Annotated in this window: 7 protein-coding genes and 1 pseudogene; 4 read left to right on the top strand and 4 right to left on the bottom strand. The window is 72.2% G+C overall.

The features are described 5' to 3' along the window. Window positions 1-150: 150 nt before the first annotated feature. Together AB0E05_RS13000 and AB0E05_RS12995 are read left to right on the top strand one after the other, a co-directional pair. The gene (locus tag AB0E05_RS13000; protein ID WP_361962550.1) at window positions 151-1,110 is read left to right on the top strand and encodes a helix-turn-helix domain-containing GNAT family N-acetyltransferase; all 960 of its coding nucleotides are present in this window, start codon (window positions 151-153) and stop codon (window positions 1,108-1,110) included. Continuing rightward, a pseudogene (locus tag AB0E05_RS12995) lies at window positions 1,107-1,961 on the top strand (sugar phosphate isomerase/epimerase family protein); the annotation flags it as partial. The gene AB0E05_RS13000 and the pseudogene AB0E05_RS12995, both read left to right, overlap by 4 nt. On the opposite strand, the gene AB0E05_RS12990 reads toward AB0E05_RS12995, so the two are convergent. After that, on the bottom strand, window positions 1,849-2,805 hold the full coding sequence (locus tag AB0E05_RS12990; protein WP_361962393.1) for an EamA family transporter: 957 nt from the start codon (window positions 2,803-2,805) through the stop codon (window positions 1,849-1,851). The pseudogene AB0E05_RS12995 and the gene AB0E05_RS12990 overlap by 113 nt on opposite strands. A gap of 154 nt (window positions 2,806-2,959) precedes the next feature. On the opposite strand from AB0E05_RS12990, the gene AB0E05_RS12985 reads away from it, so the two are divergent. Then, entirely contained in the window at window positions 2,960-3,898 is a 939-nt protein-coding gene (locus tag AB0E05_RS12985) for a LysR substrate-binding domain-containing protein (RefSeq protein WP_361962391.1), read from the top strand. A 326-nt stretch (window positions 3,899-4,224) separates the two neighbouring features. Beyond that, window positions 4,225-6,078 (top strand): glycoside hydrolase family 3 N-terminal domain-containing protein, encoded by a 1,854-nt coding sequence (locus AB0E05_RS12980; protein ID WP_361962389.1) that lies wholly within the window; start codon window positions 4,225-4,227, stop codon window positions 6,076-6,078. An 83-nt stretch (window positions 6,079-6,161) separates the two neighbouring features. Here AB0E05_RS12980 and AB0E05_RS12975 read toward each other — a convergent pair whose 3' ends face one another. The 3 genes from AB0E05_RS12975 to AB0E05_RS12965 all read right to left on the bottom strand — a co-directional run bounded on the left by AB0E05_RS12975 (window position 6,162) and on the right by AB0E05_RS12965 (window position 12,227). Then, window positions 6,162-7,616, bottom strand: a complete 1,455-nt coding sequence (locus tag AB0E05_RS12975) for a S28 family serine protease (protein ID WP_361962387.1) — start codon at window positions 7,614-7,616, stop codon at window positions 6,162-6,164. 156 nt (window positions 7,617-7,772) lie between these two features. Next, window positions 7,773-8,225, bottom strand: a complete 453-nt coding sequence (locus AB0E05_RS12970; RefSeq protein WP_361962385.1) for a hypothetical protein — start codon at window positions 8,223-8,225, stop codon at window positions 7,773-7,775. 195 nt (window positions 8,226-8,420) lie between these two features. After that, a complete protein-coding gene (locus tag AB0E05_RS12965) occupies window positions 8,421-12,227 on the bottom strand; it encodes an ABC transporter ATP-binding protein (RefSeq protein ID WP_361962548.1) in 3,807 nt (1,268 codons plus the stop codon). Between the last annotated feature and the right edge of the window lie 116 nt (window positions 12,228-12,343).

The following is a 12,343-nucleotide window of genomic DNA, read 5'->3' as shown; positions in this document are numbered from 1 at the left end:
TGTCAGCCGCGGGCGCGACCGGCGACCGGATTTCGCTCGCACGCCCCGGGCACGCCTGCACCCGCACGCGTTGCCGGCCCGCACCCCCGCGCGTACCTTTGACTGAGTCAAAGGTGGCCGAACACGCGGGGTGGCACGGTGATCCAGGAGATGCGGGCGTTCAACCGCTTCTACACGAATCTGATCGGTGCGCTGGACTACAGCAAGCACCTGTACACGCCGTACACGCTCACCGAGTCCCGGGTCCTCTACGAGTTGGCGCACAGCTCCCGTACGGACGCCGCCGACCTACGGGCCGAGCTGTCGTTGGACGCCGGGTACCTGAGCCGGCTGCTGGGGAAGTTCGAGCGCGCCGGGCTCGTCGCCCGCGCGCCCTCCCGGCAGGATCCGCGGCGGCAGCGGATCACCCTGACCCCGAAGGGGCACCGGGCCGCCGGGCTGCTGGACGAGCGGTCGCGGGAGGCGGTCGGCGCGCTGGTCGCACAGGTGCCGGTCGGGGAGCGGGACGAGTTGGTCGCGGCGTTGCGGACGGTGCGCAGGGCCCTGGGGCACACCCGGCCCGCCGCGCACGACGGGCCGCTGCTGCGGGAGCCCCGGCCCGGCGAGTGGGGCTGGGTGGTGGCCCGGCACGGCGCGCTGTACGCGGCCGAGTACGGCTGGGACGCGGACTTCGAGGCGCTCGTCGCCCGGATCGTCGCCGATCACGCGCAGGACCGGGACCCCCATCTGGAGCGGATGTGGATCGCGGAGCTGGCGGGGCGCCCGGTCGGCACGGTGATGTGCGTACGGGACGGGGCGCCCGGCACCGCGCGGCTGCGGCTGCTGCTGGTGGAGCCGGAGGCGCGCGGGCACGGGCTCGGGGAGCTGCTGGTGCGGGCCGTGGTGGACTTCGCACGGGAGGCGGGGTACCGGGAGCTGGTGCTGTGGACCAACGACGTGCTCACCGGGGCCCGTCGGATCTATCAGAAGCTCGGCTTCACGCTCGTCACCGAGCAGCCGCACCGCTCCTTCGGCGTGGACCTGGTCGGCCAGGACTGGCGGCTGCCGCTGCACCCCGAAGCCGACGGCCCCCCGCATGCCCGACAGGAAGCACAGGAGGACTCGCGATGACGGACACCGCCCGCCCCGGACCTCGGTTCGCCTTCTCCACCCTCGGAGTGCCGGGCCTGCCCCTGCGCGACGTCGCAGCGCTCGCGGTCGACACCGGTTACCAAGGCGTGGAGCTGCGCGCCCACCCCGAGGAGCCGGCGCACGTGGCGCTGGGCGCCCGGGAGCGCGCCGCCGCGGCGCGGGAGTTCCGGGACGCGGGCGTCGCGGTGCTCTCCGTCTGCGGCTACGCCAAGGTCGCGGCGCCCGGCCCCGACGCACCCGTACGGGAGGAGGTCGTACGCCTGCTGGAGCTGGCCCGGGACCTGGGTGCGCCGTACGTACGGGTGTTCCCCGGAGCCACCCCCGAGGCCTCCGTAACCGCCTCCGAAACCGGCACGGACACCGGCCCGGACACCGAGGCCGGACCCGACACCGCCGACGCCACCGCGACCCGCCGGCTCCGCGCGCTCGCGCCGACCGCCGCCGCGCTCGGCGTGCGGATCCTGCTGGAGACGCACGACTCGCACCGTACGGGCGCGGCCGTCGCCCGGATCGTGGGCGCGGTCGGCCGTCCGCAGGTGGGGGCGATCTGGGACGTGGTGCACCCCTGGCTGGAGCACGAGCCGCCGGCCGCCGCGTACGCCGCACTCGCACCCCACCTCGGATACGTGCAGGTCAAGGACGTGGCATCGCGCGAGGACCTGGCCCCGCTGCCGCTCGGCGCCGGGGTGCTCCCGCTCGCGCGGTGCCTGGCCCAGCTCACCCGGCCGACGTGGCTGAGCTGGGAGTACGAGAAGCGCTGGCATCCTGCGGCGGCTGAACTGCCGGCGCTGCTGGCGCCGGCGCGGGAGCACCTGGGCCGCCTGCTCGCGACAGCGAGGTGAGGGCGATGCCGCCGACGAGCAGCACGGCGGCGGCCCAGCCGAGCGCGGTGACGTCCTCGCCGAGCAGCAGCGCCGCTGACGACATGCCGAAGACGGGGACGAGCAAGGAGAAGGGGGCGACGGACGACGCCGGGTAGCGGCGCAGCAGATGGCCCCAGGCCCCGAAGCCGAAGACGGTGGCGCCCCAGGCGACGTACACCAGGGTGCCGAGGCCGCTCCAGTCCAGGCCGCGCACGGCGTCCAGACCGGTCTGCGGACCCTCGAAGAGGAGGGAGAGGCCCAGCAGCGGCAGCACCGGGACGGTGGAGACCCACACCATGAAGTTCAGGGCGTCGGGCGGGGCCGCCCTGCGGGTCAGCACGTTGGACACGCCCCAGCAGGCCGCGGCGGCGATGACCAGGGCGAAGGCGAGCACCGGCCCGGAGGCGCCCTCGTTGACCGCGGCCAGCCCGATGCCGCACAGCGCGACGGCCATGCCGACGACGCGATGGCGGCCCGGGCGCTCGCCGAGGACGGCGGCGGCGACCAGTGCGGTGAAGACGGCCTGGATCTGGAGGACGAGGGACGACAGACCGGCCGGCATGCCCTGGTCCATGCCAATGAACAGCAGCCCGAACTTCGCGACGCCGAGCGCCAGGCCCACCCCGACGATCCACTTCCAGGCGACCTTGGGGCGGCCCACCAGGAACACCGCGGGCAGCGCGGCGACCAGGAAGCGCAGGGCGGAGAAGAGCAGCGGCGGGAAGTGGTCCAGGCCGACCTCGATGACGACGAAGTTCACGCCCCACACCGCGGCGACGAGGACGGCGAGGGCTGTGTGGGCGGGGCGCATGAGGTGAGGATGACCCGACCCCACCATGAAGCACCAGCACTGATTGCTTCACGGTGGGATTCAGCTTTGCTAATGATTCCCTTTACGATGCGGAGAGCGGGCCGGACAGTGCACGTCCCCGCCCGGGAGCACCCCCACCCAGCAAGGAGCCCCCATGCTCGACCTCGGACGACTGCGCGCCCTGCACGCGGTCGCGGTGCACGGCTCCGTCGCCGCGGCGGCCAGTGCGCTCGGGTACACCCCCTCCGCCGTCTCCCAGCAGATCACCAAGCTGGAGCGGGAGACCCGTACGACCCTGCTCGAACGGCGCGGCCGGGGCGTCGCGCTCACCGACGAGGCCCGGCACCTCGCCGCCACCGCGCAGGAGTTGCTGGCGATCGTGGAGCGGGCCGAGACGGTACTGGAGGAGCGGAAGGGGCTGCCGACCGGGCGGCTGACGATCGCGGCGTTCCCCTCGGCGGCGCGCGGGCTGCTGCCCGGCGCGCTGGCGGAGTTGGAGCGCGCCCACCCCGGCCTGGACGCCCGGCTCACCGAGGTCGATCCGCATCTGTCGGTCGACCTGGTGGCCCGCGGCCTGACCGACGTCGCGGTGGCGCACGACTGGGACATCGCGCCGCTGCCCGCGCCGGAGGGCGTGGACCAGGCGGTGATCGGGGACGACCTGTGCGACCTGCTCGTGCCGGAGGGCCATCGGCTCGCCGGGCGGGCGTCGGTGCGGCGGGAGGAGCTGCCGGGCGAGCGGTGGATCTGCCAGCCGCCGGGCACGGTCTGCCACGACTGGCTGGTTCGTACGCTGCGGGCGACGGGCCATCAACCGGACCTGGCGCACCAGGCGGAGGAGAACCACACCCAGGTCGCCCTGGTGGCGGCGGGCCTCGGCATCGCGATGATGCCCCGGATGGGGCGCGGACCGCTGCCCCCGGGGGTGGTGGCGGTGGCGCTGGACCCGATGCCGCGGCGGAGGCTGTACGCGCTGTGGCGCACGGGCGCGGCCCGCCGGCCGGCGATCACGGCGACGGTGACGGCCCTTCAGGAACGGTTCCGCACGCACTGTGCGACGACCTCCGAACATCCGCAGGAGCAGGCCCTTTAGGTACCTTCGGACACCCCGCCGAGGGCCTTCGACCGACCTCCGGCCGACTTCCGACCCTCCTCCGGCCGACCTTTGACCGACCGTCAACAGGACTGCTCCAAAGGTCCGAACCATTGATCAATAGGTCCACACCACCTCATCCACACAACATCCACAACTTTCACAATCTTCACCAGCAAGCCCGCCACCACCCCGGTGACCATTGATTTTTTACTCGCGGGTCTTATTGCCCTCCCATCACATTGGCAGTTAGTTTCAGCTCCGTTCGATCGTTTCTGGACGTTTCCTTCAACTCCTTTGCCAGTTCGGCCGGAAGGAGCACCCCCATGCACGACCAGAACCAGCCCTCGCGCCAGGTGTCCAGGCGTACCCTGCTCGCCGCGACCGCCGTCGCCACGGCCGCCGTGACCGCCGGCGCCGCACCGGCGGTCGCTGCGGGCCCGTACCACAGACCAGACCGCGACGCCCGACTCAAGAAGCTCATCGCGAAGATGAGCCTGGAGCAGAAGGTCGGCCAGCTCTTCGTGCACTGGGTGTCGGGCAACGACGCCCACAACCCCGCGCCCAGGGACGCCGAGGAGAACCTCAAGCGCACGGGCGTGCGCACGCCCGCCGAGATCGTGAAGAAGTTCCACCTCGGCGGCGTCATCTACTTCGGCTGGTCCAACAACGTCAGCAACCCCCGCCAGCTCGGCGGCATGACGAACGACCTCCAGACCGCGACGCTCAGCCAGTCCGGTTCCGTACCGCTGCTGCTCTCCATCGACCAGGAGCACGGCGGCATCGTCACCCGGGTCGGCCTGCCGGCGACCCAGCTCCCGGGCGCGATGGCGCTGGGCGCGGGCGGCTCCCGCAGCGACACCCGCACCGCCGCGTACATCGCCGGCACCGAGTTGGCCGCGATGGGCATCTACCAGAACTACGCCCCGGTCGCCGACGTCAACGTCAACCCGGCGAACCCGGTCATCGGCGTGCGCTCCTTCGGCTCCGACCCGAACGCGGCAGCCCGACTGGTCGCGGCGCAGGTCGACGGCTACCAGGGCGCCGGCGTCTCGGCCTGCGCCAAGCACTTCCCCGGCCACGGCGACACCGCCACCGACAGCCACACCGGGCTGCCGCTGATCACCCACACCCGTGCGGAGTGGGACAAGCTGGACGCCCCGCCGTTCCGGTCCGCCATAAGGGCCGGCATCGACGCGATCATGACGGCGCACATCCAGGTGCCCGCGCTGGACCCGAGCAACGACCCGGCCACCCTGTCGCGCCCGATCATCACCGGCATCCTCCGCCAGGAGCTGGGCTTCGACGGCGTCATCGTCACCGACGCCCTCAACATGGAGGGCGTGCGCACCAAGTACGGCGACGACCGCGTCCCGGTGCTCGCGCTGAAGGCGGGCGTCGACCAGCTGCTGTTCCCGTACGACCTGCCGGTCGCGTGGAACGCGGTGGTCAAGGCGGTCCAGGACGGCGAACTCACCGAGGCCCGCCTCGATGAATCGATCCTGCGCATCCTGCGGATGAAGGAGAAGGTGGGCCTGCTCAAGAACCCGCACGTCTCCCTCAGCAAGCTCGACCGCGTCGTCGGCAACCGCAAGCACCGGGCCGCCGCCGACCGGATCACCGAGCGGACCACCACCCTGCTGGTCAACGAGGACGAGCTGCTGCCGCTGAGCAAGCGCCGGCACAGGAACCTGCTGGTCGTCGGCGTCAACCCGGTCTCCCCCACCGCGACCGACCGACCGGCGACGACCGTGGTGTCCGAGACGCTGAACGCCCTGGGCTTCGCCACCACCGCCGTCGGCTACGCCAACAACGCCGCGATCACCCCGGCCGCGATCGACGCCGCCGTGGCCGCGGCGGCCGGCAAGAACGCGGTCGTGGTGCTGACCTCCAACCTGGGCGCGACCAGCAACCAACGCACCCTCGTCACCCGGCTGGTGGCGACCGGCGTCCCGGTGGTGCTGCTGGCGCTGCGCAACCCGTACGACGTCGCGTACACCCCGGGCGTCGCCGCCGCGGTCTCCTCGTACGGCTGGACCGAGGTCGAGGTGCGCGCCGCGGCCCGGGTGGTCGCCGGCCGGGTGGAGCCGGAGGGCAAGCTGCCGGTGCCGGTGCAGCGCGCGGACGACCCGACGAAGGTGCTGTTCCCGGTCGGCCACGGGCTGTCGTTCGACGACTGACCCCGGCCACCGGACCACAGCGGGCCGTGTCCGTCGCACGTACGCGACGGACACGGCCCGCGTGCTTCACACCGGGTGCGGACCTACGGCCGCAGACCCGGCTCCCGCTCGACGTCCTGCTTGTCGAGCTTCTTGTCGAACTTCGTCAGCGGCTTCGCCTTCGACTCGTCCTGCTGGACCGTGGCCGGGGCCACGCCCGCCCACTTCAGGATCGAGGCGGTGGCGGCGGCCCGCTGCTCGGCCGGCAGCCCGGCGACGTTCGCGCCGTGGTTGCCGCCCGGCACGGTGTAGACGTAACTGTCCCGCGCGCCCTTGCCGAGGCGGAACGGCTCCGCGCTCCACGGGTCGTTGCCGCCGTTGACGAACATCATCTGCCGGGCGTTGCGGCTCACCCAGCGGTCGACGTCCTTCATCGCGTTCTTCTGGAACCGCATCGGGATGTCCCGCGGCACGAAGTTCCGCGGCGGCTGGTAGCCGTACCGGCTCAGCCCGTCGAGGTGCGACTGCGCGATGTCCGGCGAACCGAGCTGCGTACCGGCCTGGTAGTAGTACGGCGTGTACGGCGCGAGCCCCTGGTCGCTGTAGAACGAGAAGCCCGACACGGAGTCGATGGAGTCCCACAGCTCCTGGTCGGTCGCGGTCTTCGCCACCGGGATGGCGTCGCACGCGGCGACCTGGCCGTACTGCCAGAACGCCCAGGTGTAGTCGAGGACGACGGCCTCGAACGCCCGGTCCTGCGAACCGATGGTGTTGAAGGTGTAGTTGTTCTCCTGCGCGAACTTCGCGTACTTCTCGTTCAGCGCGTCCCGGCGGACCAGGGCCTCGCGCTGCACGTTGTTCAGCCGGTCGCGGCACTCCTTGGTGCCGACGTTCGCGAGGAAGCGGTCGTACGCGGAGTCCTCGTCGTTGCGGACGTCGTTCGGGGCGACGTACGCGACGACGCCGTCCATGTCCCGCGGGTAGAAGCGCTCGTAGTAGGTGGCGGTCATGCCGCCCTTGGAGCCGCCCGTGGAGATCCACTTCTTGTCGTAGATCTTCTTCAGCGCGGTGTGGATGCGGTGCTGGTCGCTGGCGGCCTGCCAGATGTCGAGCTTGGACCAGTCCGCGGGGTCGGGTCTCGACGGGCTGAAGAACCGGTACTCCATGGAGACCTGGTTGCCGTCGACGATCGCCGTCGGCTCGCTGCGGCGCGGGTTGGTGTTCAGCCCGTAGCCGGAGGTGAAGAAGACCGTGGGCCGGCTGGTGTCCTTGTGCAGCAGGGTGATGCGCTGCTGGAAGGTGCCCTTGCGCGGGTTCCGGTGGTCCACGGGTTGGGTGTAGTTGAGGACGAAGAACCGGTACCCGGGGTACGGCTTCTCCTCGATCAGGCTCATGCCCGGTATGGCCAGGATCCGGTCTTTGATGTCGGCGGTCGCCGGTGTTCCGGTCGCACCGGCCGCGGGCTCGGCGGCGGTGGCCGCACCTGCCGTCGCGCCGGTCGCACTCACGGTGCCGATGAGCAACGCGAGAGACAGCACTCCCCTGAGCGCCTTACGCATGAACCCTCCCCATGGAATCTTCGTGGGTCGCGGTGAACCTAGCGGTGCACACCCCCCTACCGCCAGACCCCCACGCACATGACCTGGGAGAACCTGGCCGCTTCGAGCGACCGCACCCGGTGCTGACGGATATTCAGATTGCAGTCGGGAAGGGTCTCAGCACAGGATCCACCCCGTCGCTCCGCCGACGCCGGAGACCGAACCCGTCGCCCGTACGCAGCGGTTGTGCGCGTACGCGGACAGCGGGCCGGCGCGGTGGGTGAAGTTGCCGCGGTCGACCACGGCCCGGCCGCCGCGGGACTGGAGCGTCACGGCCATCGCGCGCCGCGGGCCGGGCGACTTGGCGAGGGTGACGGCGCAGGCGTACCGCGCGTTCTTGTAGACCCTCAGCTCGCCGGTGCGGAACCGGACCGTCTTGACGAGCCGTCCGGTGCACAGGGCGTTGGCCCTGACGGTGTCGTCGTCCACGGCTGCGGAGGCGGGTGCGGTGGCGGGGCCGGAGAGGACCAGCGCGGTGCTGGCGAGCAGCACCGCGAGGGCGTACGCGACGGTCCGCGCCCACCGGCCCGGGCGCGGACCCCTCCCCCGCGGGTGCTGCTCTCTCGCCATCGACTCCGTGGACCTCGGCACAGCCGTCTCCCCTCACCCCGTGCGACGTTCGACACGTTCGTACGCGTCCCGTATGGGGCTACGACGCACGGGGCGGGGGGTGCGGTTGTCAGTTCGACGCACGGAATGCGTAAAGATGCGGCGAGAACGGCCGATTGCGGCCGGTGGTGGGTGGCTGACGACGGTGAGCGGGGACTACCGCGCCGCAGCCGGCACCCGCTCGCCGTCGCCGTCGCCCCGGCCGTCGTCCTCGCCGATGAAGGTGCGCCACAGGGTGGCGTACCGGCCGTCCCTGGCGAGGAGTTCGTCGTGGGTGCCGTCCTCGGCCACCCTTCCGTCGGCCATCACGACCACCCGGTCAGCGCGGGCGGCCGTGGTGAGGCGGTGGGCGACCACCAGCGTGGTGCGCCGGCCCGTGAGCCGGTCGGTGGCCTGGTTGACCTGCGCCTCGGTGGCGAGGTCGAGGGCGGCCGTGGCCTCGTCGAGCAGCAGCACGTCCGGGTCGACGAGTTCGGCCCGGGCCAGCGCGATCAGCTGGCGCTGACCGGCCGAGAGGTTGCGTCCGCGCTCGGCGACCTCGTGGAGGTAGCCGCCCTCCAGGGTGGCGATCATGTCGTGGGCGCCGACCGCGCGGGCCGCGGCCTCGACCTCGGCGTCACCGGCGCCCGGCCGGCCGTACGCGATCGCGTCCCGGACCGTCCCGGCGAAGAGGTACGCCTCCTGGGGCACCACGCCCAACCGGCGGCGGTACGCGGTCATGTCCAGCTCGCGCAGGTCGACGCCGTCCGCGGTGACCCGGCCGTTCGTCGGGTCGTAGAACCGCGCGACCAGCTTGACCAGGGTCGACTTGCCCGCGCCGGTCTCGCCGACGAAGGCGACCGTCTGCCCGGCCGGTATCCGCAGGTCTATCCCGGTCAGTGCCCGCTCGGGCGACGTGTCGGACGCGTAGCCGAAGTCGACGCCCTCGAAGGCGATCTCGCCCTTGAGCTGGCGCACGTTCGTCGGCCGCTGCGCGGCACTCGTCGACGGCTCCTCCTCCAGCAGCTCGTGGATGCGGCCCAGCGAGACCGCCGCCTGCTGGTAGCCGTCGAAGACCTGCGAGAGCTGCTGGACGGGGGCGAAGAAGAGGTCGATGTAGAGGAGGTAGGCGACGAGGGCGCCGGTGGTGAGGGTGCCCGCGTCGATGCGGTGGGCGCCGACGATCAGCACCGCCGCCGCGGCCACCGTCGCGAGCAGCTGCACGAAGGGGAAGTAGATCGATATCAGCCACTGGCCGCGGACGCGGGCCCGGCGGTAGTCGTCGCTGCCGGCCACGTACCGCGCGTTGCCGTGGGCCTCGCGGCGGAACGCCTGCACGATCCGCAGCCCGGAGACGGACTCCTGGAGGTCGGAGTTCACCACGCTGACCCGCTCCCGGGCCAGTTCGTACGCCTTCACGCTCTCCCGGCGGAAGAAGTACGTGCCGACGATCAGCAGGGGCAGGGTGGCGAGGACGACCAGCGCGAGCGAAGCGTCGATGACGACCAGCGCCACCAGCACGCCGAAGAAGGTGACCACCGAGACGAAGGCGGTGACCAGCCCGGTCTGGAGGAAGGTGGAGAGCGCGTCGACGTCGGTGGTCATCCGCGTCATGATCCGACCGGTCAGTTCGCGCTCGTAGTAGTCGAGCCCGAGGCGCTGGAGCTGGGCGAAGATCCGCAGCCGTACGGTGTACAGCACGCGCTCGCCCGTGCGGCCCGTCATCCGCACCTCCCCCACCTGGGCCGCCCACTGCACCAGGACGGCGACGAGGGCGAACGCGGACGCGGCCCACACGGCGCCCAGCGCGGCCTGCTCCACGCCCTGGTCGATGCCGTGCCGGATCAGTACGGGCAGCAGCAGGCCCATCCCGGCGTCGACGGCCACCAGCAGCAGGCTCAGCAGCAGCGGCGCGCCGAAGCCGTGGAGCACCAGGCGCAGCCCGCGCCGGGAGGGGTCGGGGCGGGTGGCCCGCTCCTCGTCGACGGCGGGGGTGTCGTCGGCCGGGGGCAGCGCCTCGACCTGCGCCAGCAGCTCGGGGGTGGCGTCCGGGGCCGGATCGGGGGCCGCGTCGCCGCGTATCCACAGCCGGGGCGTGATGCCGCGCTCGGCGTCGTACTCGTAGTCGTATTCGTAGTCGGGGCGGGCGGAGGCGCGCTCCCCGCCGTCCGGGTCCGGCTCGCCCGCCAGGGTGGGCGCGTGGCCCGGCGACACGCCGCCCAGCTCTTCGGGGTCGGTGAGCAGCGCACGGTAGCGCGCGGAGCGGGCCACCAGCTCGTCGTGGGTGCCGATGTCGGTCAGCCGGCCGCCGTCGAGGACCGCGATGCGGTCGGCGAGGTTGAGGGTGGAGCGGCGGTGGGCGATCAGCAGGGTGGTGCGCCCGGCCATCACCGAGCGCAGCGCCTCGTGGATCTCGTGCTCGACGCGGGCGTCCACCGCGGAGGTGGCGTCGTCGAGGAGGAGCAGCCGGGGGTCGGTGAGGATCGCACGGGCCAGGGCGATGCGCTGGCGCTGGCCGCCGGAGAGGGTGAGGCCGTGCTCGCCGACCTTGGTGTCGTACCCGGCGGGCAGTTCGGCGATGAAGCGGTCCGCCTGGGCGGAGCGGGCGGCGCGCTCGACCTCCTCGTCCGTGGCGTCCGGCCGGCCGTACGCGATGTTGGCGCGGATGGTGTCGGAGAAGAGGAAGCTGTCCTCCGGGACGAGGCCGATGGCGGCGCGCAGGGAGGAGAGGGTCAGTTCGCGGACGTCGTACCCGCCGACGAGGACCGCGCCGCCGGTGACGTCGTAGAACCGGGGCAGCAGCAGGGACACGGTGGACTTGCCGCTGCCGGAGGCGCCGACGACGGCGACGGTCTCGCCCTCGCCGATCGTCAGCGAGAAGTCGTCCAGGACGGGCGCCTTCCCCTCGGCGGTGTCGTAGCCGAAGGTGACCGAGTCGAACTCGACGGTCGCGGGGGCGTCCGCGGGCAGCTCGATCGTGCCGTCGCTCATCGAGGGCTCGGTGTCGATGAGCTGGAGGACGCGCTCGACGCCCGCGCGCGCCTGCTGGGCGACGGTCAGGACCATGGCGAGCATCCGCACGGGCCCGATGAGCTGGGCGAGGTAGGCGGAGAAGGCGACGAAGGTGCCGAGGGTGATCTCGCCGCGGGTGGCGAGCCAGCCACCGACCGCGAGCATGGCGACCTGGCCGAGGGCCGGGATCGACTGGAGGGCGGGGGTGTAGCGGGAGTTCAGCTTGATGGTGCGCAGCCGGCCGGCGAAGAGCTTGCGGCCCGCGTCGCGCAGCTTCCCGGACTCCTGGTCCTCCTGGCCGAAGCCCTTGACGACCCGTACGCCCGATATCGCGCCGTCGACGACGCCGGCGACCGCGGCGGCCTGGCTCTGCGCGTACCAGGTGGCGGGGTGGAGCCGGGACCGGCTGCGCCGGGCGACCCACCACAGGGCGGGGCCGACGGCGAGGGCGATCAGGGTCAGCGGCAGCGACAGCCACGCCATGATCACCAGCGAGATCAGGAACAGCATGAAGTTCCCGATGGTCATCGGGAGCATGAAGAGCAGGCTCTGGATGAGCTGGAGGTCGGTGGTGGCGCGGCCGACGACCTGGCCGGTGGACAGCTCGTCCTGGCGGCGGCCGTCGAGCCGGGTGATCGTCGCGTACATCTCGGTGCGCAGGTCGTGCTGGACGTCGAGCGCGAGCTTGCCGCCGTAGTAGCGGCGGACGTACGTGAGGGCGTACACGAGGACGGCGGCGGCGATCAGCAGACCGGTCCAGGTGGCGAGGGAGCCGGTGCCGGAGCCGCCCTCGCCGATGACGTCGTCGATGACGACCTTGGTGATGAGCGGGATGAGCGCCATCACGGCCATGCCGCCGAGGGACGAGCCGAGGGCGAGCGCGAGGGAGAGGGGGTAGCGGCGGGCGTAGGCGTACAGACGACGGGCCCAGCCCGGGTTCTCGGGGGCTTCGGGGGCCTGGGGGCTCTCGATGGGTCCCGTGGGCTCGGTGGGCCCCGTGGGTTCAGTGGACTCAGCAGGACCTGCGGACCCCGTGGGCTTTCTGGTCACACCAGACCCGTCCGTCCTGCTGACCTCACTGCCCCCGC

Source organism: Streptomyces sp. NPDC048057, assembly GCF_040653095.1.
Lineage (GTDB): Bacteria > Actinomycetota > Actinomycetes > Streptomycetales > Streptomycetaceae > Streptomyces.
Note: the sequence above shows the minus strand (reverse complement) of the source record. Positions and strands in the feature narration are given on the sequence as shown.